Raw genomic sequence first — 23283 nt, 5'->3', positions numbered from 1 at the left:
CAACCTATGTAGTAGATAATCGCCTTACACCATTTCAACATAATAAAAGTGCATGATTATGCACAATGACATGTTAGCAATAGGTGTGGATGATGATAGGTATCATTGAGTGACATTGTTTTCCTGAGCTTTCTAAAGGGCTAGGGGAGCTCCAATAGAAGGATTTAATTAAGCAGTAATTCATATATTGCTTTAACGGAGATTGAGACAATGAAATCAGCTTTAGTGGTAGAAGGTGGTGCGATGCGCGGCGTTTTTGCAGCCGGCGTATTGGATAAGTTCATGGAACAAAATTACTATCCTTTCGATTTCGCGATAGGGGTATCGGCCGGGGCAACCAACCTTTCAACCTATGTTGCTAGAATGCCAGGTCTTAGCAAGACTATCATCACGCAGTACGCCACTAAATGTGAGTTTTTTAGCCCAATGCGGTTTATAAAGGGTGGGCATATGACTGATGTACATTGGTTATGGCACCATTCTAAGAAGTCTCTGGGTATACCAGCGCCTGGTGAAGAAGCAGCAATGCCATTGTATGTAGGGATCACCAGTGTTGAGTCAGGTGAATGTGAATACATACAAGCAACGGAAGAAAATGTTGATGCGTTGATGGTAGCATCTTGTGCAATTCCAACTGCGTTTAGAGAACAACCCGTAATAAATGGCAAGCGCTATGTTGATGGTGGTGTAGCTGATGCTATACCGGTGAGAAAAGCTTATGAGATGGGGGCTCGTGATATTACTGTGGTGCTCTCTCAACCTAAGGGCTTTACAAAACCCACAGTTAAGACAGCGTGGCTATTAGAAAAAATGTATGGCGCTCAACCGGCTTTACTAGATAAGATGACAAAAAGATCAAATATTTATAATGAAACATTGAATTTTTTGTTAGATCCGCCGTCTGACTGCACGATTACTGTCATAGCGCCTGATGAAGCGTTTTGCGTTAAGCGTTTAACAATGGATAAAAAGAAATTACTGCGTGGCTACGGGCAGGGAAGACGAATGGCAAGACGAGTGATATCGAAGTCGAAAGTAGAAGCGCAAAGTACGCAAGGTAATAAAACCGTCGCGTAATTAAACTAAAGTATAACAATAATGCGCAATACCGAACTAATGAATAAACTAGAATGGCGAGTCATAGCAATAGCTAAGTGGCAGTATTAAAAGGCTATTGCGAAGCAAAATAGCAAAATAGCAAAATAATAAAATAACAGAATAATAAAAAGAGGTCGTGTGAGTTCCCTTTCGCTATCAAAGCAAACCGTAAGTATCGGATTAGTGAATCCGAAAAACCCCGTAAATGTCGCCTCTATCTTACGAGCTGCAGGCTGCTACGGAGTATCAAGTGTGTTTTACACTGGGTACAGATACCGTATTGCAAAGAACTTTAATGCTGATACGAAGGCTTTTCATAAAAAGATCCCAACTATCGGCGTTGATGACTTAAAAGAGGTCGTGCCCGAAAATGCAAGTGTAGTAGCCATAGAGCTAGTAGAAGGCGCGTTACCTTTACCAGAATTCAAACATCCTGAAAATGCAATGTACATTTTCGGACCAGAAGATGGCAGTTTAGATAAAAGCGTACTTGAGTGGTGTGACCATGTTGTTTACATACCTACGTACTCGTGTATGAATCTAGCTGCTACCGCAAACGTCGTACTTTACGATCGTTTAGCAAAATCAGAGTATATCTCAGGTAATAGCCTCATACGTGAGAGCCGGGATAATAATAATCAATCAAAACTATAAATCGGTTTGAATCGTTGTATTCGAGAGTGAAATTGTGTGTGAGCACAAGGTGAACTTTTGTCATTCTTTTCAAACTGGGCCTGCTAAATCTATAGAGGACCAAAAATTGAAAAAACGTGTCGCTACTTCGCTAAATAAGTTAAAAACAATTCATAGCCATATTTCTTCTAATTTGAAGAAATTGAGAAACAAAAGAAAGAAAAAACAGATGGATGAACTATCGAGTTTTTTCTTTAGTCGTTACTCACTTGTGGTAGCACAAAACAATGAAGACCGAGAGACATGTTTCAGCACAAGACACGAAGTTTATTGTGAAGAAATGAACTTCGAAAAAGAGCGCTCTACGGGATTAGAAGTCGACAGATATGACGATTACTCTGTTAACTGTTATATCAAACATTTACCAACAGGTGATTGTGCAGGAACGATTCGTATCATTATGCCTGCTATTCGCCACCAAGCCTTACCGCTAGAAGAAAAGTGTATTCACGCTATTGAAGACAAAGCGTTAGTGCCCGCTCAGCTTGGCAGAACTTCAATATGTGAAATTTCTCGTTTAGCTATTCCGAAGTCATTTAGAGTTAGACAGCTTAAAGCTAAAGCGCCATTCAAACCTTCTGGTAAACAGAAAATGAGTAAAGCGGAAAGCGTTCTGCTGGAACACATACCTTATCTGTCTTTGGCGCTCTACTTCATCGCTCTGAGCATTTGCGTTGAACAGGAAATGGAATATGCCTACGTATTGATGGAGCCTAAATTGGCACGCCGATTAAAAATGTTTGGGTTTAACTTTGAACGTTTGGGTGACCCAATTGACTATAACGGTTTACGTGCGGTGTATCGTATCAAACCAAAATCTATCGAGAGTGAATTAACACCGGCGCTACGCAGCTTTTTAATGCGTATTAAAAGTGATCTTGCCGGCAGCTTAACTGAAAACATGTTTGGTTCCACCATGAAAGCTGAGGAAGAGTTTACTGCCAGTAAAGCGGCATAGTATCAGTATTATATTACGTACGGCCGTTCTTTAAAGACGACTAAAATACTACAGATTGAGGGACAAATCGAAGAACAAGGGAAACGGAACAAAGCAATCACATCGTATTAATTTAGTATTGAATACGTATGGAATTGTTTTAACATTCCCTTAACGAGTATGCTATTGGCAATTCAATGCAAAGGTATGCTTGTAGTGTTAGATATTACAAAAACAAATCACCTCCACGTGAACAAAAGTGTGGCGAAAAACGCGGCACAAACTCCTTCCCAAAGCGTTTATAAAAACGTAAATATAAGCTCGGCGGTTAAGAAATTAACGGTAGCAGTTTTATCTCTAGGCCTATTATCCTGTATCGCTTACCCACAGTCAGGTGCCAATTTCATGGAAAGTGAGAACACGAATAACTCAGTGACAGAAATTCTCCCCAATTCTGGCAAGCCTGTGGTATATCAAGTATTTACTCGATTGTTCGGGAATACGAATACCACCAATAAACCGTGGGGGACACTTAAAGAAAATGGTGTGGGAAAATTTAGTGACTTCACGCCACAGGCCCTTCAAAGTATTAAAGCGTTAGGTACCACTCATATTTGGTATACCGGTGTTCCGCATCATGCCTTAGCTACCAGCTACCTCAACATTGGAATTACTGACGATGATCCCGATGTGATTAAAGGGCGTGCTGGCTCGCCTTATGCGGTTAAAGATTATTATAACGTTAATCCTGATTTAGCAGATAACCCCGCTAACCGACTACAAGAATTCGAAGCGCTTATCCAGCGTACTCATCAACACGATATGAAAGTGGTTATCGATATAGTGCCTAACCATGTAGCGCGCCGTTATCATTCGTTTTCATCACGCCATGATAACTTTGGCGCTAACGACGATACGTCAAAAACGTATTCTCGAGATAATAATTTCTATTACATACCTAATACACCATTTGTATTGCCCGAGGTCGTTGCAGAAACTGTTTTAGGGGGCGCAGTTACTGGAAAGGATCAGCATCATTTGGTTGACGGACAGTTTGATGAATTTCCGGCTAAATGGACGGGCAACGGCAGTCGAGCACCACAGCCCGATATTAACGACTGGTATGAAACCGTTAAGATTAATTACGGCGTAAAACCCGACGGTAGCTACGACTTTCCAAAGCTACCAGAAGCCTATCGAAATATGCCTGTAGAAGAACATGCGGCTTTTTGGGCTAACAAATCATTACCTGATTCGTGGTACAAATTCAGAGACATCGCCATTTACTGGCTAGATAAAGGCGTTGATGGTTTTAGGTTCGACATGGCTGAAATGGTGCCAGTCGAATTCTGGTCATTTTTAAACAGTGCCATTAAGCAAAGAAACCCTGAGGCATTTCTACTAGCGGAAGTCTATCAACCTGATAAATATCGAGATTACATTCAGCTAGGAAAGATGGATTATCTTTACGATAAGGTTGGCTTTTATGACACCTTGAAGTCAATTGTTCGAGGTGAAGGTAAAGTGAGTGAATTGGTCAGCACGCGCAAAGACGTTGCAGACATATCTTCACACATGCTCAATTTTCTAGAAAATCATGATGAACAACGCATTCCAAGCGCTGATTTTGCGGGCAGTGCGAAGCAGGGCAAACCAGCGTTAACCGTAAGTGCGTTAATAAACACCGCCCCTTTCTTACTCTATTTCGGTCAAGATGTAGGAGAGGATGGCAGTGAAGACATGGGATTTGGTAGTCCTACCCGTACCACTATATTCGATTATGCTGGCGTACCCGCCCATCAACGCTGGATGAATCTGGGGAAATTTGATGGTGGCCAGTCAACAGCTGAAGAAATATCCTTACGTCGCTTCTATGAAAATGTGATGCAAATTGCATCTAACAATACAGCCATCCGTGGTGATTTTGTGAGTTTGCATCAAGCTAATCTTAACCAAGCTGTGCTCGAAGGTAACAGTTATGAAGAACTGCAACGTGCGCGCCCTCGTGCTTATACTGAGCAACAGTTTGCCTTTATCAGGCATGCTGAAAATAACGCGATATTAGTCATAGCCAATTTTTCAAAAGAAGCAACAGGGGAGTTTACACTTACGATCCCCTCTGGCGATATGACGGAAATAAACGCACTAGGCAGGCGCTTCAATAGCACGAAGCCCATCATCGTAAAGGCGCTGCTGCCTCATGATGATGCCACTATGACAGCCACTGACAATGGGCTTGAAATTACAATTAGCTTAGCGGGCTTAGAAAGTAAGGTATTTGATTTGGTTCCTGATTAATTCAAATATGGTTTTCTATTGTTATTCCAATGCCTAATGGAATTGAAAGAAGTTATCGAGTGGGCACTTTTTCGATGCATGCCCCGTTATGAAATTCGCTGGCCGAAAAATACACAGAGAATGTGCTTAAAACATGCTTATCCAAGCCTTCGCTCGCTATTTCATACTCATCCTCAAGGTGAATACGTATGCATAGGATTGGCGTGAGTAGCTTGTGGGGGTAGTATGCCATAGTGGTTTAACGTCTTATTAACATGGAGGGGGTGTGTTGCATTTCCGTTTTAACATTTCTCGCATCTGGCTAATAGTAAAGGCGCCCTCATTCACTTCTCCTTTAGTGCTTCGCTTTTTGGTTTCAGCAGCTTCATTAGTCACTACCCGTTTTGTAAACAGCGTTGCGACACTTGCATTGCTCACGTTCTCATATGCTGCAATAGCTGACATAGACGTGTACCCTCCAAATTGGTGGGTGGGTATGGAAAAGCCTACTGTTGAACTTATGTTGCATGGCGACGGTGTTGCCAACTATTCCGCTTCAATCAATGCTACTGATGTCACCGTTGTGGACTCGAAACGATTAGACAGTGAAAACTATTTATTTGTCACGTTGAATACAGATAGTGCAGAAGCGGGAAGGGTTGTTATATCGCTCATCGCACCAGATGGTTCATCCCACGACATTGACTATGCACTTAATGCACGACGACAACATTCTCAATCGCGGGTGGGCTTTGGCCCTAAAGATGCCATTTACCTTATTGCGCCTGATAGGTTTGCCAATGGTGATGAAAGCAATGACAGCGTTGATGGATATAAAGACAGGTTAAATCGCGACAACAAAGGCGGGCGCCACGGCGGTGATATTCAAGGGATCATCGACAATCTAGATTATATTGCTGATATGGGATTTACCCAAATATGGTCGATGCCGTTACTTGAAAATGCCATGGATTCGTATTCATACCATGGGTATTCCACCACAGATTATTATAAAATAGACCCACGTTACGGTTCAAATTCACAATATCAAAAGCTCAGTGAAAAGGCATCTGAGCATGGTGTTGGGCTTATTATGGATATGGTGTTAAACCACATCGGCAGCGGTCACGCTTGGGTTCAAGACAAGCCGTCTAAAGATTGGCTTAACAATCAGGGCGTGTTTGTTGGCACTACTCATAAACGAGAATCACTTCATGACCCACATGCAATTCAAAGCGATATCAAAGCATTTAGTGATGGCTGGTTTGTTCCCAGCATGCCAGACTTGAATCAGAGGAACCCGCACCTAGCGACATACCTTATTCAGAATGCGATTTGGTGGGTAGAGTTTGCAAATTTAAGCGGCATTCGCGTAGATACCTATTCATATTCTGACAAAGGCTTTTTGTCAGAGTGGACCACGCGACTGATGCAAGAATACCCGAATCTAAACATAGTGGGTGAAGAGTGGTCGGTAAACCCTGCTATTACCGCTTATTGGCAAGCTGGAAGCCATAGGCATGATGATTATGTCAGTGCATTACCGAGTGTGATGGATTTTTCGTTGCAACATGCGGTAGCTGACGGGCTTACTTCAAAAGAAGGCTGGGACACAGGGCTAACGTCTATTTATGAAACGTTAGCGACTGACTTTCTTTACGGCGAGCCAAATAATCTAGTGATTTTTGCTGACAATCACGACATGAGCCGCGTCTATTCTCAGGTTGATGAAGACATTAATCGCTGGGATATGGCGATGACGTTTTATCTCACTGCGCGGGGCATTCCTCAAGTTTTCTACGGCACCGAAATATTGATGAGCAACCCTAACACGGAAGATCACGGTATTATTCGAAGTGATTTCCTTGGCGGGTGGAAAAGCGATACTAAGAACGCATTTACTGGCAAAGGGCTATCGGATGATGAGCGTTGGGCACAGTCACGAATTAAACAATTGCTCTCTCTAAGACAAAACTACCCCGCGGTTTTTGAGGGCAGCTTTAAGCACTATGCACCTGTTGATGGCGTGTATGCCTACGCAAGGCAGGCCAATGCTAAAAATCCCCCAAGTATACAGGGCGATAAAGATACTAACGATACCGATGAAAAGAAAGTGAACAGTAAGTCACCCGTGATATTGGTAATCTTGAACAAAAATGAAAAAGCATCAACGGTAGATATGAATAAATATAACATGGTTACTAACGGTAAAAAGAATATGACTCGTCTTAAAGACGATAAGGAATTCGCCTCCAGTGAAACCGTAACGTTAGCGCCAATGTCGGCGAATGTTTTCATCGTTAAATAATAGAACAACAATAAAGTAGAGTGGTCTTATGCAAGTACAACAACCTCGTTTATCATTCTGGCAAATTTGGAATGTTAGCTTTGGCTTCTTAGGCGTTCAGTTTGGCTTTGCCCTACAGAATGCCAATGTGAGCCGAATTCTTTCCGACCTAGGGGCAGACCTTCATTCTTTGTCTCTTTTTTGGCTAGTGGCACCGATTATGGGGTTGATTGTGCAACCTATTGTTGGCTCGGCGTCTGACAGAACATGGAATCGTTTAGGACGAAGAAGACCCTTTATTCTTGCGGGTGCGGTAGCTGCCGTGCTAGGTATGATCTTATTACCCAACGCACCTTTATTTGTTGCCTTTCTTGCACCAATGCTAATGGGGGCGCTGATGGTCGCGCTAATGGATGCTTCATTTAACGTGTGCTTCCAGCCTTTCCGCTCTTTAGTGTCGGATATGGTGCCGCCGTCGCAACGTAACATTGGTTATTCCATACAATCGTTGCTAATCAATATTGGTGCAGTAATAGGTTCAATTTTGCCCTTCGTGTTAACTAACGTGGTAGGTCTTGAAAATACTGCGCAAATGGGAGAAGTCGCTCCGTCTGTTATTTGGGCTTTCTATATTGGGGCTACGGTATTGCTTGGTACGGTCATCTGGACCGTTTTTCGCACCAAAGAATACTCGCCCGAAGAGTACAATAGATACAAAGGCCTAAGCACTGAGAATGACGTTAAGCCAGAAAATACGCCAAAAGCACCATTTATCGAGCGTATGAAAGCGTTTTTTTCCTTGGTTGTTCACATGCCTAAAACCATGAAACAACTTGCCGTTGTACAATTTTTTTCATGGTTTGCCCTGTTTATTATGTGGGTATACACCACGCCAGCAATTACCCAACATATCTGGGGTGTTGACAAAATATGGTGGGATCCAGCGCACATTGCCTCAGTTGCTCAAGTACCCGACGCTATTGTAGCCGCTAAAGGCGCAGCCGGTGATTGGGTGGGTATATTGTTTGCTGCTTATTCGGTATTCGCCGCCGTCTTCTCAGTATTTCTCGCTCGACTCGCCGACAAGTTTGGCAGAAAAACTATTTACGCTGGGGCGTTAATTTTAGGTGGCTTAAGCTACGTTAGTTTTCTGTTCTTCCAAGACCTCACCATGGTGAATGTAAACTTATTGATTACTGAAGTTACCGTGCCCCTTGGGGCAGTGAAGCTTCTTATCCCAATGATTGGGGTAGGGATTGCATGGGCCGCTATTTTAGCGATGCCTTATGCCATGCTAGCGGGCGCGTTACCGGCCAACAAAACCGGCGTTTATATGGGCATATTTAACTTCACGGTAGCCGCACCACAGATAGTGTCTGGCTTAACCGCAGGCTGGATTTTAAGTAGTGTGTTCGATAACGAAGCTAAATACATTATTGTTGTCGCCGGAGCGTCCATGTTATTGGGGGCTATCGCTGTATTTTTCGTAAAAGAACACGACGTAGTAGAAGCAGACGTAGCTGATAAGGAACTAGCACAATGACCCCTAAACTAAAAAACCTTACCCTTGCTATCACACTTGCATTGGGTGTAGGCACAATAACAGCTTGTGCTAATACATCGTCGTCAATGTCTGCTGATTCGGCAAAGGCCGAGGCAGAATCTTCAGCTGCCTCGAATGGTAAAGCGGATAACAAAGTCACTATTTCAGGTACCACCACACCGTTTGCGAGCGAAGCGATTTACTTTGTAATGACCGACCGGTTCGTGGATGGCGACCCCAGTAATAACCATGAAGACCAAGGTGGGGAATTTCCAACCTGGCAGCTACCCATGGAAGGTCCTGACGGGAAAAAAGCCTATGTGGGCTATATGGGCGGAGACCTGAAAGGGGTGCTTAACAATGGCGACTATATTCGCGATATGGGTTTCACCGCCGTTTGGATGACGCCAGTACTACAAAATCCTAACCAATCATTTAGTGGCGATGAGCAAATTACTTTTGGTGGCGCATTTAAAGACGGTGGCAAAACCGGTTATCACGGGTACTGGGCAACTAACTTTTATAAAGCTGATGAGCATCTAATAAGCCATGATTTAAGTGTGAAACAGTACACCACACAAATGCGTGAAAGCTTCGGTTTAAAATCGGTATTTGATATTGTAGCCAACCACGGTACGCCAAGCTTTACCATGCCCTCTGACCAACCTGGATATGGTGAAATTTATAATGCTGAAGGCGAGTTAGTCGCTGATCACCAGAACTTGGCCCCGGAAGATTTAGACCCGAAAAACAATCCGTTGCATGAATTTTTTCATGATTATCCAGACTTGGTAAAGCTGTCTAACCTTAATGATCAAAATCCCAAGGTAAGAGATTATCTTATCAATAGTTACCTTTACTGGATTTCACAAGGCGCGGATGCATTTCGTATAGATACTATTCGCCATGTCCCTCATGATTTTTGGCGAGAAATGTCTGACCGGGTGAGGGCAGAGCATCCCGACTTCTTTATGTTCGGCGAAAGCTTCCAATATGATGCGAACTTTATCGCGCAGCACACACTTCCAAAAAATGGTGCGGTAAGTGTGCTCGACTTCCCGATGCAAGAAGCCATGGTAAAGGTGTTCGAAAAGCCACTTGAAAGTGACTTCGCAACGTTAGCCGACACCTTGTATTTAACCCATGGGCCTTACAATAACCCTTATGATTTAACGACTTTCTACGACAACCATGATATGGCACGCATTAACGCCACCGACAATGGTTTCATTAATGCGCACAACTGGTTGTTTACGGTGAGAGGTATTCCGGTGGTGTACCAAGGCTCAGAAATTGGCTTTATGCGTGGTACGTCTGAGCACGAAGGTAACCGCAATTACTTTGGCCAAGACAATATAGACAACGCCAAATCGCATGCTATTGCACAAGCACTAACTAAAATAGCGCACGTGCGTAAAAACACACCAGCACTTCAACGAGGTTTGCAGTTCAATCTTGAATTAGCCGGGCACAAAGCCGCGTTTTACCGTGTTTTACAAAGTGATAGTGCACAACAAACCGCATTGGTCATGCTGAATAAAGCCGAAGAACCTGCAAGTTTTAGTATCGATGAATACATGCAAGCTGGCACATGGACTGAGCAGTTGTCTGGCGAAACACGTGAATTGGTTTCCGGTGACGCGTTAACAACCTCAGTGCCCGCCAACGGCGTTCAAGTATGGGTTAGGGAAGGGGCGTTAGATTCAGATGCCCTAGAAGCGGCGCTTATTAAGCAAATGTCGGCGCAGTAAATTTTACCTCACAATAAAAAAGCGCTTGTTGCTCGTTTACTACTAATAACATCAAGCGCTTTTTCACTATTTATAAATCATGTTTTAGCGGGGCATTTTCTATAACTAAACAACTCAAGATAGCTAACCTGAGGTAGCTAACGTAAGATAGTTAGCCTAGCGAGTTAGCCAGGCTTATTAAATTAGGCAACCAAGGCTCGTAGGCTGCCTAGGTTTTTGCCCCACATGAATGCCTAATTATGACTTCCGCTGGCATGAGATAATCTTCTACCTTTTCATTTGAAATGGCTTTAATTAACGTACTGACCAATAATTCACCGGCTAGCTTCGTGTTTTGCTGAACGGTAGTTAACGCTGGGGTCGTGAAGGCCGACACAGCAATATTATCGTAACCTACCACTGCAATATCGTCAGGCACTTTAAGCGCTGTTTGCCTTAACGCTCTCAAAACGCCCATAGCAATAAGGTCAGATGCGCAAACAATAGCGTCAGGTAACCCTGCTTCGTTAGTTTTAGCATCGTTCAACATACCTTGAATGGCATCAAAGCCAGCTTCTTCGGTAGAAACCGCATCACTTTGCAACGAACTTTCGTATAAATTATGGCTTGTTAGCGCCTCTGTATAACCTTGAAAACGAGCCATAAACTCAGGGGCTTTATTGCCTGAATCGCCGATAAACGCAAACCGAGTTCTACCTAGGGCGATTAAGTGTTCGGTAATGCTGTAACCACCTTGAAAATTATCACAGCCAACACTCACACCTGGATGAGCGGCATCGGGTGCGCCCCAACGAACGAAATGTGTGCCTTGTGACTCAAGTTGTGCCACTTTACTGCGATAATCGGTGTAATCACCGTAACCCAATAAAATTATGCCATCTGCTTTATTTGAGTCTTCATATTCTGCATGCCAGTCATCTTCCAAGTTTTGGAACGACACCAGCAAGTCGTAACCCGCAGCCGCACAGGCACGGGTAATACTTCCTAACATGGCGAGGAAGAAGGGGTTAATCATTGAATCATCTGAGGTGGGATCTTCAAACAACAAAAGTGCAATGGTGCTACTTTTTTGCTTGCGTAGATTACTGGCATTCTTATCAACTTTATAATTAAGTTCGCGAGCAATGCGCTGAACCCGATCACGGGTTTCTTGATTTACCAAGGGGCTGTTATTTAGTGCTCTTGATACTGTTGATTGAGAAACGCCTGCCAAATGTGCAATATCAAAAGAGGTTGCTTTTTCTTTCATGGGCACCATGTTTGTCTGCTACGACCGAGTTGTCGACAAGTAGAAAGATACCATACTTTCTTCTAACCACGCTTTATTTGCTAGTCACACGCCTTTTTTAATACAAGAAACAGCAAAAAAACGTTTCATCGCGTTAAAACTAATCACTTGTAAGGCTAGTTGTAATAAAACGTGGTTGTCAGTTTTAGGTCAGTGTTATACTAATCCACAATATTAATTAATTTTAAACGTTAAGATTATTTTTAAACGTTAATTCAAACGCTAAGGGGAACACGCGAATGGCCGAGACTGAGCACCGTCCGACCAACTTTATCCGTCAGATCATCGACAAAGACCTTGCCAATGGTGTGCACGAGAGTATTAAAACTCGGTTCCCGCCGGAGCCAAATGGCTTTTTGCATATTGGTCATGCAAAGTCTATTTGCCTAAATTTTGGTGTTGCGCAAGATTACTCAGGTTCTTGTAATCTGCGCTTCGACGACACAAACCCAGCAAAAGAAGACATTACCTTCGTTAACTCTATTAAAGAAGACGTTAAATGGTTGGGTTTTGAGTGGGATGGTGAAGAGCGTTACTCTTCAAATTATTTCGACCAGCTTCATGGTTTTGCGAATGAATTAATCGACAAAGGCCTAGCTTACGTCGACTTTTCTACTCAAGACGTGATGCGCGAACTACGTGGCACATTAACTGCGCCAGGTAAGAATAGCCCATACCGTGATACCGACGTTGAAACCAACCAGCGTGAATTCGCTAAGATGACAGCGGGCGATTATAAAGAAGGTGAGTGTAGTCTTCGCGCTAAAATCGATATGGCTTCACCGTTTATGTGCATGCGTGACCCGGTAATTTATCGTGTTAAACACGCTCACCATCACCAAACGGGTGATAAATGGTGTGTGTACCCCATGTACGATTTTACGCACTGTATTTCGGACGCCATTGAAGGTATTACCCATTCATTGTGTACCTTGGAGTTCCAAGACAACCGCCGTTTGTATGATTGGGTGATTGAAAATATCACTATTGATAGCACACCACGTCAGTATGAGTTTTCACGTCTTAACCTTGAATACACCGTATTGAGCAAACGTCGATTAATTCAGCTGGTTGAAGAAAATCACGTTAGCGGATGGGACGACCCTCGCATGCCGACTGTGGCAGGCTTGCGTCGTCGTGGTTATACCGCGGGTTCAGTACGTGAATTTTGCAAGCGTATTGGCGTGACTAAAATGGACAACATGGTAGAAATGTCCATGCTAGAAGCGTGTGTTCGTGAAGACTTAAACGTGAACGCACCTCGTGCGATGGCAGTTCTCGATCCTATTAAATTAGTGATTGAAAATTATCCAGAAAACGACAGCGAAATATTAGTAGCGCCAAATCATCCTAGTGATGAGGCTATGGGCACACGCGAAATTAGTTTCGGTCGTGAAATTTGGATTGAAGCGGAAGATTTTCGCGAGTCAGCAAATAAAAAGTTCAAGCGTTTAGTGCTAGACAAAGAAGTGCGTTTACGTAATGCGTATGTAGTTAAAGCTAATCGTGTTGAAAAAGACGCAGAAGGTAACGTAACCACGGTTTACTGTACCTATGATGCTGACACGCTAGGTAAAGATCCGGCTGATGGCCGCAAGGTTAAAGGCGTTATCCATTGGGTTGACGCAGGAACAGCGCAGCAAGCTGAGTTTAGGTTGTACGATCGCTTGTTCAACGTGCCTAACCCAGCCGCTGAAGAGAACTTTACTGATGTGATAAACCCAGAGTCATTAACGGTTCTGACTGGCTGGGCTGAAGCTGGGCTTGCTAAGCGAGCGCCTGAAGCAGGTGCATGGCAGTTTGAGCGTACCGGTTATTTTTGTTTAGATGCAGACAGTACAGATGACAAGCCTGTATTTAACCGCACGGTAGGGTTACGTGATACGTGGGCTAAAATGGGCGACTAAGCCACGCCATCAAGAAAACATAAAGTATCACTATTATAAAGCCGCGTTTACGCGGCTTTTTCTATTGCTATGTGTTGGTAGTCACTTTTAGCGCTTAGGTTGGCAATCAAGAGATTGACCATTCACATCAATACTGTCGTTACCCATGAGGTAAAGATACATAGGCATGATGTCGGCAGGTGTTTTCAATGTATCAGGATTTTCAGCAGGAAAAGCCTGCGCGCGCATATTAGTGCGTGTGCCACCTGGGTTAATACAGTTAAAGCGCAGCGACTTATTTTGATACTCGTCAGCTAACGTCTGCATGACACCTTCTGTAGCGAACTTCGATACCGCATAAGTCCCCCAAAACGCGCGACCTTTTCGCCCAACGCTAGAGGTAGTAAAAATAACCGATGCATTATCAGCTTTTTCTAGGGCAGGGATTAGCGCCTGTGTTAAGAAAACCGTACCATTTACGTTGGTTTGCATCACATCAAGCCATTCTTGTTGCTCAATATCTTTAAAAGAACTTAAATGCCCAAGCACAGAAGCGTTGTGTAACACACCATCTAACTTACCGAATTGGTCTATAATGGTTTGCGTCATTTGTTGATAGTGTGACGGTGTTGCGCCTTTTATATCTAGCGGTACTATTGCAGGCTCTGGTGCAGGTTCAGCACTTCCAGCATTTACGATTTCGTCGTAAACGGCTTCTAGCTTAGAGACGGTTCTGCCTAATAAAATACAGGTGGCACCATGTTTTGCGTAAGTCCGCGCTGCTTGAGCACCGATGCCATCGCCAGCACCTGTGATAAGAATGACTTTACCCTTTAATAAATCGGCAGGGGCTTGATAATCGTTCATCAGTATCCTTAATAAATTCGCATATAGTTATCTGCGCAATAGGTTCATATTATATAGGTGCAGATGATACTCACACTACGCAATAAGTAAAACTTTCGAAGTATAAAAACACCAAACGTAAAAAAAAATAACGTTTAGCGTTAACAAAACTTTGCAAAGTTGCAACAAAGTTAATAAGATTGAGGGAGATACAACTGGTCTAACATGTTTGAAACTCGGTGAGTTTGCAGTAAGAACAAGGCGTTAAAGGTGCCAGCTTACAAGCAATGCGAGTTTTAGATACACAGAATAACAACAATGCTTGTAGGGAGTAAGAATGAGAAAACTCATATTAAGTTCCAGTGTGGCCCTTGCGCTGGGTCTAACAGGCTGTGGCGGCTCCGATGATACCCTGTCCGATATTCAGGCCGAGACAGAGGTCCAAACACCATTTTCACGTATCGTGTTTGATCCCGCTAGTGGCGATTTAAATATACCTAATGATCTTCTAATGCTACCAGGGGATGACGGCTTTTTCGATTATACCCTTAACATTCCGGTAGACGATCCAACTAACTTTGCTGACCCACAAAACGCACTTAATGTACTAGACGGATGGTCAACACAGCATCCATTTGCTATATCGGTAGAGACGCCGGCAGGTGTTTCACTTGACGCGTCTACCTTGGCGGCTGGCGTGTTGATGTTTGAAGCAACCCTAGGGTTGGATTTAAATGATCCAGATTGCGCGCAAATCACGACGCCTTCTGCGGGTTGTAAGCTTGGCGATCAGTTGGTTTACGGCGAAGATTATGTGCTTTCTCTTGCTGATGAATCAACAATTACCTTTGTGCCATTAAAGCCACTGAAGCCGGCTCAAGGTCACATGTTGGTAATGACCACCGCGTTGAAAGATTCGTCTGGTAAGTCTGTACAAGGCTCTACATCGTGGGATTCAACACGACAAGACATCAATACACTGCCATTATCAAGTGATGATCAATTATTGCTTCAAGGCATTGTGAACTCACTGGTAAACCCAGTGATTGGTGCTGGTTATGAGCGTGAAGATATCACCTATGTTTCCGCATTCACCACGCAATCAATTGCGAATTCACTCGATACCATCAAAAAAGTAATGGTAGGTGAGTTTGCAGAACGCGCTGCTGCTGGAGACCCAACCGCGGGTGAAGCACTTCCTGTTATTGTAGTAGGAGACGTTGATAGTGCACCTACGGCTATGGAAGCATTAAATTTAGTTACCGAAGAAGTAGTCGCTGGTGCGGTCTCAGTCGGTATCGACAGTTTACCTGCTGAGGCAGCAGCCCTAGTACCTGTTATTGAAGCCACCGACTTCAGTGCCCTTGAAACGTGCGCTGGGTTAGCAGGTACCGTGTCTGGTCAGTTATCTGCCCAATGGGGTGCGGTTAACGATTTCGCTGTGGCTGTGTCGACTGGCATACTTGCTGAAGCGGGTCCATTTTGTGCCGCACAACGTTATGAGGGTAGCGTGTCGCTTCCTTATTTCCTAGGTGTTCCCAGTGCAGAAAACCCAACTGCACCAGTTAATGAATTTTGGCAAGCAGCTTGCGACAGCGGTATTGTGTTGGCAACGGCTTCTGATGAAGTACTCGCCAGTGCCACACCAGGTCCAAACTTTGAAACGTGTTCAAGCCTTGGCTTATCTGATTTACGTGTTGATGGCGAAATGCTAGATAACGCGCGTAACATCACTAAGTTTAACCCATTCCCTCAGATGACGGGCGGAAACATGGGTGAAGAAACGCTAGATGTGCAGGTGACAATTCCAGACCCAGCAATTGCTGGTGCACTCGGCTTCTCTGTCAGCATGCCTGATGCGGGTTGGCCAGTAGTGATTTTAGCCCATGGTATTACGAGTAAAAAAGAAGATATGCTAGCCATTACGGGTACGTTGTCGTTGGCAGGTATTGCTTCAGTGGCTATCGACCAACCACTTCACGGTACTCGTGGTTACGACTTGGACGGCGACGGCACTGATGACATCAATGCTACAACGGTAAGCGCGACGCATTACATGAATTTGGCAAGCTTACCAACTGCTCGTGATAACCTGCGTCAAAGCGTGTCTGATTTATTGGGCTTACGTTTAGGTTTGAACGCAGTAGTTGATGCTACAGCAAGCCAGAACGTGTCATTTGATATGTCTCGTGTGTCTATCATGGGTGTATCACTAGGCGCTATTACTGGCGGTAACTTTGCCGCAGTAGCGAATACCAGCATGGGCGAGACTTTAGGTGCGCTAGACGGTATGTATGCTGTTAAACAAGCCTCGTTAGAGTCTCCAGGAGGCGGTGCGGCTCAGTTCTTACTTGAGTCTCCTACTTTTGGTCCGCTTATCAAAGGGTTATTGTTATCACAGTCATCTGAAGATTTTGTTGCCTTGTTAACTCAGCTTTATGGCACAACGGATGTTTCAGAAGCACAATTAGTGGGTGCGGTAAGCGCATTTATGGATGCCTTAAGTGATGAGCAAGCAGCAGAAGTAAATGCGGTACTTGCTGAGTTTGCATTTGCAGCACAAACTGTGATGGATGCTGGAGACCCAACTAACTATGCCACTACGCTTGGTGAAACGACACCAGTACACATGATGACGGTAGTAGGTGATGGCGGCGAAGAAAACCTGCCTGACCAAGTGATACCAGTAACCACATCATTACCATTGTCTGGCCAGTTAGCGCTTGCCAATACCATTGGTTTAGAGCAGGTCACGACTACCCAATCTGGTACCGATGCACTAAGTGGCTTGGTCTTATTTAACAGTGGTGCGCATGCATCAAGTTTAAGCCCAGCCTCCAGCGCTGAAGTTACGGCTGAAATGCAAAGAGAAGTAGCCGGGTATATTTCTACTGACGCTACAGTATTACCCATTACTGATGAAACGGTTGTATCTAACTAACGATATGTAACTAGTTGATTTGTAATTATGAAAAGGCCGACTTATGTCGGTCTTTTTTTTTGCTTATTTAAGCTAAAGATCAAAATGTTGTTTGAATGTTTCTTATTGTTAATGTAGTGTTAATTGGTCGGATCTGTTGAAGAAAAAAAGATACAGGATCTTGATTTCGAGTATTACAACAATAAGGGACAGTTTGTGAAAATACCAAAAAATCGTATTTTGCCATATCGTACACTTCTCGCAGCCTCTATTGCTGCCACGCTAGTAGGTTGTGGAGGGAACGATAATAATTTTGATAACGTTCAAACGCCTACCACCCCTGAGCCATCTCCCGTTGAACCTACACCTACACCGGTACCAGCTTTCGATACAGATGGTGTATTAACGGCTGACATAACGTGGACGACTTACGGTGTACCTCATATTAAAGCGGATAATCTAGAAAGTATGGCCTACGGGGTGGGTTATGCGTTTGCTAAAGATAATTTGTGTGTTTTAGCCGATCAAATTATTAAATATAATTCTGAGCGCTCGAAATACTTTGGACCCGACAACCAAGCGGGCAGTGGTGATTCAGAGCATCTTATTAACGATTTCGGCTTTTTAACACTAGGGATTCGTGCGCTGGCTGAAGAAAATTTAGCACGCATGTCAGCAAACTCAAGAGCCATGTTTCAAGGTTATACAGCAGGTTATAACCGCTACTTGGCCGACACCCCTGTGGCTGACCAAGATCAATCGTGTGCTGGACAGCCTTGGGTAACAGAAATTGACAGTACTGATTTATTAACGTATTCACTGGGTGTTGCTTTACTCCCCGGTGCTGCTAACTTTTTAGGCCCAATGTTTTTAGCGGCGCCTGAAGGGGAAAGTTACTTACCTACACCTGCGGCAAACACGAACATCGCTTCACAAGAGACAGATGCATCAGCCACTGCCATGGCGGCGAATAGGCGAGTAAATGCCATGCCATTTAACATTAACCCTACCATAGTACTGCCGGAAAAAAATCCGCAAGACATGGGTTCAAACGGCTGGGGATTAGGGAGCGACAAAACCACTAACGGTATGGGAATGGTTCTAGGAAACCCCCATTTTCCTCACACAGGGAATTTACGTTTTTGGCAGTTCCATACGCAAATACCAGGTTATTTAAACGTAACAGGTGGCTCTTTAACGGGGTTACCAGGTGCGGTGAATATAGGCTTCAACGAAAACGTTGCATGGACACACACCTTTTCTACCGCTGAGCACTTTGTCGTTTATCAATTAACGTTAGATGAAGATGATGATACGGGTCTTACCCACAGGGTTGATGGTAGTAAACGAACCATTTACGAGAAGCCAATGCAGATTGAGGTGGCGGTGGCACCAGGTCAAACCATCATGCTCAATAAAACAGCCTATTACACAAATTACGGGCCTATGATTGAAGTGCCGGGTAATTTTGAGTGGACGGACACAAATGCGTTTGCCATTAAAGATGCAAATTTGCCGAATTTGGATGTTGTTGATCACTGGCTAGCGATGAATATGGCGGGCTCTATGGATGAGTTTAAACAAGCCTTCAAAGACTATGATGGTGTTATTTTTAACAACACCATGTCTGCTTCAGCGGACGGTCAGGTATTTTATATTGACGATTCTACTGTGCCCAACTTAACTGAAACCGCCATTTCAGAATTAACCACTAATCCTGTTTTAATACAAACCAAGATAGCGGCAGGTTTTACTGTTTTACCCGGTTTTGCCTCAGCGTTTGATTTTGATGGACCTGTACCTTACGAGGAAGCACCAAAATATGAAGGAACAGATTCAGTTCAAAACTCCAACAACAGCTTCTGGTTAACAAATTTATCATCACCTATCACGGGTGTTTCGCCACTTTATGGCAATGTGGAAAATCAACAAAGTCTGCGATCACGGTTAGCTCAGCAATTTATTGAATCTGAAGCAGGTAGTGACAACACATTCACGCCTGACGAAGTGGAAACCTTGCTACTTAACAACCGAAGCATGCTGGCCGATATGGTGTTGCCTAGCTTACTTCAAGCTTGTACTGCCCAAGGTAGTGATCCTGTTACGGTAAATGGTGAAGACGTGGATATCTCCGCTGGCTGTGCAGCATTGGCCTCGTGGGATGGCACCATGAACAAAGACAGTGTTGGGGCGCATGTATTTAGAGAGTTTGCGTTTCAATTCGACAGGGATCCCCAGTGGGAAACACCGTTTTCTGTTGATAACCCTGTTACCACGCCAAGTGGTTTATTGCAGAATGACACCACAATTAATCAATTTGCTGCTGCAGTTCATGTTGTTAACCAAGCCGGTGTAGCGCTTGATGCAACCTTAGGCGAAGTACAATTTGTAGAACGGAGCCTTCCAGACGGGTCTGCATCGGGAATTAAACTTCCATGGGCTGGGGCACATAACATTGAAGGTGGCTTTAATGTGTTTAATATTGTGCCGGGGAACAATGGCACTTTACTGCCAAGACATACCTATGCACCGCTTAACAGTAATACCATTATGAGCGCAGAAGCAGAGGGTTATCATATTAATTATGGTAGCAGTTGGATGATGGTCATTAACTTTACTGAAGAGGGGCCACAAGGCAGAGGTCTTCTTTCATACTCTCAATCTAGGGGGTATGGCAGTGAACATTCGACTGATCAAACCGAGCTTTACTCGGCTCAACCCACGTTACGTGATTTGTATTTTACCGACGAAGAAATATCTGCAAATACAATCAGTACATTAACCCTATCGTCAGAGGAAAATTAGACTGCTATTATAGGCGCCATTATATAAAGTCGCCTTAATGTAAGTTCTATTTAGGACAATAAGGTCGTTAAGAAGGGTCTGATAACAGACCCTTTTATTTTGTACTAGGAGATAGGTTTGGAGTTTTTGTACGAATACGGTTTATTTGTGGCTAAGGCCGTTACCTTGGTTATCACGTTTATTATTGTGGTATCGACCATCGTTGGCGTTGCTAGTAAGCAGAAACAGGGTAAAGGTCAGTTAGAAATAATCTCTCTTTCAGAGCAACTAAAAGACATTACTCATTACGCGAAGCAAGTGTTGCTCGACAAAGCAGCATTGAAGCAATTGGCTAAAAAGCAGAAGAAAGAAGATAAGGCCAAAAGCAAAAGTAAAAAAGCGAACGATGAAGAAGAAAAGTCTCGGTTATTTGTGATTGATTTTAAAGGCTCTATGGATGCCAACGAGGTTGAACACTTACGTGAAGAGATAACCGCTATTTTATGTGTGGCTAACAAAGAAGATGAAGTACTTGTGCGCTTGGAAAGTGGTGGTGGTGTGGTACATGGTTACGGACTAGCGGCTTCGCAGTTACAGCGCATCAAAGAAAAAGGCCTAACATTAACCATCGCGGTAGACAAAGTAGCTGCCAGTGGCGGCTACATGATGGCTTGTGTGGCAGATAAATTGTTAGCATCACAATTTGCTTATATCGGTTCAATTGGTGTGTTAGCGCAATTGCCGAACTTCAACAAATTATTGAAGAAGAACGATGTGGAATTTGAGCAACATACGGCAGGTGAATACAAACGTACGCTTACCGTGTTTGGCGAAAATAATGACGAAGGGCGTGCAAAATTTAAAGAAGAAATTGAAGAAATTCACACGTTATTTAAAGACTTCGTTCATAGTCAGCGCCCTGATATGAACATTGAGAAAGTGGCAACGGGTGAATATTGGCCTGGTGTTAAAGCAAAAGAACTAGGTTTGGTAGATGCGCTTTCAACCTCAGACGATTACATTTTATCGCACTTCCCAGAGCGCGAAATATTTAAGGTTAAGTACTCGTTGAAAAAGAATGTGGCAGAAAAACTAGGGCTGTCGGTTGCAGCTGTTGCAGAACGGGTAGTCATGCAGACTTGGAACAAAGCAAGGCACTGGTTTTAATAATAATTAATATAAAATAATAGGTTACAGCATTCTTTTGTGGTTATGCGTAACCTTTTCGCCCCGTTCCGAGTCGTTTTTACATGATTGAACGGGCGTGATGAGACTTAGGTTAAAGAAAAATAAAAAATGGCGAAGCAAACTAAAGCTGATATTTTAGATGCTGCTGAACTGCTCTTTTCAGAGCAAGGGTTCACGCAGACATCGATGCGCGAGATTACGACTCGGGCCGAGGTTAATCTAGCGTCAGTCAATTATCACTTTGGTAGTAAGAAGAACCTTATTCAGGCAGTGCTAAAAAGGTATTTCGATGTTTTGATGCCTGAAGTGAATACCTGCCTTGCCAACAATAAGGTATCTTCCGGTAGCGAAGGTGTTGCTACCTTGTTGTATGCACTTATTCCTCCTATGTTGAAACTCAATGTGCTAAGACCGTCGGGCACAGCCATTTTTGTCCAGCTATTGGGCCGAGGGTATAACGAAACCCAAGGTCATTTGCGCCGTTTCATTATGAACGATTATGGCGAGACAATTAGAGCCTTGGTTGACGCTATTCAACAGTGCTTACCCGACCTACCTGAAGAAGCGCTTTTCTGGCGCTTGCACTTTGCAATGGGTAGTTTTGTCTTCTCAATGGCTTCAAGTCGAGCGTTGACAGAAATCGCTGAGTCAGATTTTCACAAGCATGTGAATATTGAAGAGGTGATCAGTCACCTAGTACCGTTTGTAGCACAAGGTGTTGCTGGTAACATTTCACAAAATAACTAAAAAATGGGGTCAGAGTGTCAAGTTACCGAGGGTGGATAACATGCATTCTAGATAGGGATTAAGTAAAAGGAAGTATATATGTATTACGGAACCTGTCTGTGCGGCGAAATAAGCGTGGAGATTTTAGGCTCGATAGATGACATCATTCATTGTCATTGCTCACTTTGTAGAAAGAATAGTGGTACTGCCTATGCCACCAATGGCTTTATCAATGCTAACGAATTCCGCCTAATAGACCCACAAAAGAAACTGGCTACTTACGAATTTAAACCGGGTAAAAATAGACATTTTTGCTCGACCTGTGCATCACCCATTTATAGTTCAAATGCAGCTAATCCTGAAAAACTGAGAATTCGGCTTGGTATTGTAGATTCAGATATTTCAGAAAGACCCATCTCTCACAACTTTGTTACGTCAAAAGCAAACTGGGACAACTTAGATGCTGCGCTGCCAAGATATGATACGTTTGAGCCTACTAGACAAAGTCGGTAAATTGAACGCAACTAATGAAATGCTGTTGGTTCATCTCCTGTAAGAAAATTGCAAAAGTATTATTAGCCTCATCAATGAGAGTAGATCTACATTAAAATTGGATGTTTATAATGGATTCATTGGAATTAGAAGAAAAACCGGAACTAGATTCAGCCCAACAGAATAAAATCAAAAATGAGACCCTAACCACAGAATTACATTTTGAATTACTAAAACAATATGCGTGGTTATCTTCCGCTGCTATTGGTGCAATCGTCGTTCTTGTTCAATTGAAAGCCATAGAAGCAGATAAAGATCTTTATGTCTCCCTCGGCTTTTTTGTGGCTTCCATTATTTTGTCGATTACGGGGCAGGATCATATAATTGATTCATTGCTCAAAGGTAAGCAAATATACGATGCTTCAAAGGTTTTGAAGTTCATTAGAACAATTTCTATGATGTGCTTCGGTATAGGTGTAGGTTATCTGGCAGCAAACGTATTAAAATTCTGGTAACTACGTCCTCTACCTTCATCGTGAACCAACCGCTACTTTCATTTTAAAACGG

The 23283-nt window shown here is 43.4% G+C and carries 16 protein-coding genes; 14 read left to right on the top strand and 2 right to left on the bottom strand.

Going from position 1 to position 23283, the window contains the following annotated elements; all coding sequences use genetic code 11:
• Window positions 1-210: 210 nt before the first annotated feature.
• The 7 genes from J5X92_RS04385 to J5X92_RS04355 all read left to right on the top strand — a co-directional run bounded on the left by J5X92_RS04385 (window position 211) and on the right by J5X92_RS04355 (window position 10586).
• Window positions 211-1077, top strand: coding sequence for a patatin family protein (locus J5X92_RS04385; RefSeq protein WP_126872328.1), 867 nt, complete (start codon window positions 211-213; stop codon window positions 1075-1077).
• 159 nt (window positions 1078-1236) lie between these two features.
• On the top strand, window positions 1237-1752 hold the full coding sequence (locus tag J5X92_RS04380; RefSeq protein ID WP_057791637.1) for an RNA methyltransferase: 516 nt from the start codon (window positions 1237-1239) through the stop codon (window positions 1750-1752).
• 208 nt (window positions 1753-1960) lie between these two features.
• Complete coding sequence (locus J5X92_RS04375; protein ID WP_208804793.1) at window positions 1961-2749, top strand: PEP-CTERM/exosortase system-associated acyltransferase; 789 nt, start codon at window positions 1961-1963, stop codon at window positions 2747-2749.
• Window positions 2750-2935: 186 nt separating this feature from the next.
• Window positions 2936-5026 (top strand): alpha-amylase family protein, encoded by a 2091-nt coding sequence (locus J5X92_RS04370; protein ID WP_244360270.1) that lies wholly within the window; start codon window positions 2936-2938, stop codon window positions 5024-5026.
• A gap of 265 nt (window positions 5027-5291) precedes the next feature.
• Window positions 5292-7313, top strand: a complete 2022-nt coding sequence (locus J5X92_RS04365; RefSeq protein WP_208804789.1) for a glycoside hydrolase family 13 protein — start codon at window positions 5292-5294, stop codon at window positions 7311-7313.
• 28 nt (window positions 7314-7341) lie between these two features.
• Window positions 7342-8835, top strand: a complete 1494-nt coding sequence (locus tag J5X92_RS04360; protein WP_126872325.1) for an MFS transporter — start codon at window positions 7342-7344, stop codon at window positions 8833-8835.
• On the top strand, window positions 8832-10586 hold the full coding sequence (locus J5X92_RS04355; RefSeq protein WP_208804787.1) for an alpha-amylase family glycosyl hydrolase: 1755 nt from the start codon (window positions 8832-8834) through the stop codon (window positions 10584-10586). Before J5X92_RS04360 ends, J5X92_RS04355 begins: the two co-directional genes overlap by 4 nt.
• A gap of 208 nt (window positions 10587-10794) precedes the next feature.
• Here the strand turns inward: J5X92_RS04355 and J5X92_RS04350 are convergent, their stop codons facing one another.
• Window positions 10795-11835 carry a LacI family DNA-binding transcriptional regulator gene (locus tag J5X92_RS04350; RefSeq protein WP_126872323.1) on the bottom strand — a complete coding sequence of 347 codons (1041 nt, stop codon included), beginning with the start codon at window positions 11833-11835 and terminating at the stop codon, window positions 10795-10797.
• 278 nt (window positions 11836-12113) lie between these two features.
• Here J5X92_RS04350 and glnS point away from each other — a divergent pair, with 278 nt between their 5' ends.
• Complete coding sequence (glnS, locus tag J5X92_RS04345) at window positions 12114-13781, top strand: glutamine--tRNA ligase (RefSeq protein ID WP_208804785.1); 1668 nt, start codon at window positions 12114-12116, stop codon at window positions 13779-13781.
• Between the two features lie 87 nt (window positions 13782-13868).
• Here the strand turns inward: glnS and J5X92_RS04340 are convergent, their stop codons facing one another.
• A complete protein-coding gene (locus J5X92_RS04340) occupies window positions 13869-14627 on the bottom strand; it encodes a YciK family oxidoreductase (RefSeq protein WP_208804783.1) in 759 nt (252 codons plus the stop codon).
• A 316-nt stretch (window positions 14628-14943) separates the two neighbouring features.
• Between J5X92_RS04340 and J5X92_RS04335 the strand changes: the two genes are divergently transcribed.
• The 6 genes from J5X92_RS04335 to J5X92_RS04310 all read left to right on the top strand — a co-directional run bounded on the left by J5X92_RS04335 (window position 14944) and on the right by J5X92_RS04310 (window position 23231).
• Window positions 14944-17547: a VolA/Pla-1 family phospholipase gene (locus tag J5X92_RS04335; protein ID WP_208804782.1), complete on the top strand. Its 2604-nt coding sequence runs from the start codon at window positions 14944-14946 to the stop codon at window positions 17545-17547.
• A gap of 195 nt (window positions 17548-17742) precedes the next feature.
• Window positions 17743-20331, top strand: coding sequence for an acylase (locus J5X92_RS04330; protein WP_208804780.1), 2589 nt, complete (start codon window positions 17743-17745; stop codon window positions 20329-20331).
• Between the two features lie 117 nt (window positions 20332-20448).
• The gene (gene sohB, locus J5X92_RS04325; RefSeq protein ID WP_208804778.1) at window positions 20449-21477 is read left to right on the top strand and encodes a protease SohB; all 1029 of its coding nucleotides are present in this window, start codon (window positions 20449-20451) and stop codon (window positions 21475-21477) included.
• Between the two features lie 129 nt (window positions 21478-21606).
• Window positions 21607-22245 (top strand): TetR/AcrR family transcriptional regulator, encoded by a 639-nt coding sequence (locus tag J5X92_RS04320; protein ID WP_208804776.1) that lies wholly within the window; start codon window positions 21607-21609, stop codon window positions 22243-22245.
• 78 nt (window positions 22246-22323) lie between these two features.
• Entirely contained in the window at window positions 22324-22737 is a 414-nt protein-coding gene (locus J5X92_RS04315; RefSeq protein WP_013784007.1) for a GFA family protein, read from the top strand.
• A gap of 110 nt (window positions 22738-22847) precedes the next feature.
• Window positions 22848-23231, top strand: a complete 384-nt coding sequence (locus J5X92_RS04310) for a hypothetical protein (RefSeq protein WP_013784008.1) — start codon at window positions 22848-22850, stop codon at window positions 23229-23231.
• Window positions 23232-23283 lie beyond the last annotated feature (52 nt).

The sequence above is a fragment of the Alteromonas sp. K632G genome (assembly GCF_017653625.1).
In the GTDB taxonomy this organism is placed as follows: domain Bacteria; phylum Pseudomonadota; class Gammaproteobacteria; order Enterobacterales; family Alteromonadaceae; genus Alteromonas; species Alteromonas naphthalenivorans.
This window is presented reverse-complemented; position numbering and strand designations above follow the sequence as displayed.

Coding starts and splice junctions, on each gene's coding strand:
- J5X92_RS04340 (WP_208804783.1), bottom strand. CDS start 14,627: ATGAACGATTATCAAGCCCCTGCCGATTTATTAAAGGGTAAAGTCATT.
- J5X92_RS04335 (WP_208804782.1), top strand. CDS start 14,944: ATGAGAAAACTCATATTAAGTTCCAGTGTGGCCCTTGCGCTGGGTCTA.
- J5X92_RS04320 (WP_208804776.1), top strand. CDS start 21,607: ATGGCGAAGCAAACTAAAGCTGATATTTTAGATGCTGCTGAACTGCTC.
- J5X92_RS04350 (WP_126872323.1), bottom strand. CDS start 11,835: ATGAAAGAAAAAGCAACCTCTTTTGATATTGCACATTTGGCAGGCGTT.
- glnS (WP_208804785.1), top strand. CDS start 12,114: ATGGCCGAGACTGAGCACCGTCCGACCAACTTTATCCGTCAGATCATC.
- J5X92_RS04370 (WP_244360270.1), top strand. CDS start 2,936: ATGCTTGTAGTGTTAGATATTACAAAAACAAATCACCTCCACGTGAAC.
- J5X92_RS04375 (WP_208804793.1), top strand. CDS start 1,961: ATGGATGAACTATCGAGTTTTTTCTTTAGTCGTTACTCACTTGTGGTA.
- J5X92_RS04315 (WP_013784007.1), top strand. CDS start 22,324: ATGTATTACGGAACCTGTCTGTGCGGCGAAATAAGCGTGGAGATTTTA.
- J5X92_RS04310 (WP_013784008.1), top strand. CDS start 22,848: ATGGATTCATTGGAATTAGAAGAAAAACCGGAACTAGATTCAGCCCAA.
- J5X92_RS04385 (WP_126872328.1), top strand. CDS start 211: ATGAAATCAGCTTTAGTGGTAGAAGGTGGTGCGATGCGCGGCGTTTTT.
- J5X92_RS04355 (WP_208804787.1), top strand. CDS start 8,832: ATGACCCCTAAACTAAAAAACCTTACCCTTGCTATCACACTTGCATTG.
- J5X92_RS04360 (WP_126872325.1), top strand. CDS start 7,342: ATGCAAGTACAACAACCTCGTTTATCATTCTGGCAAATTTGGAATGTT.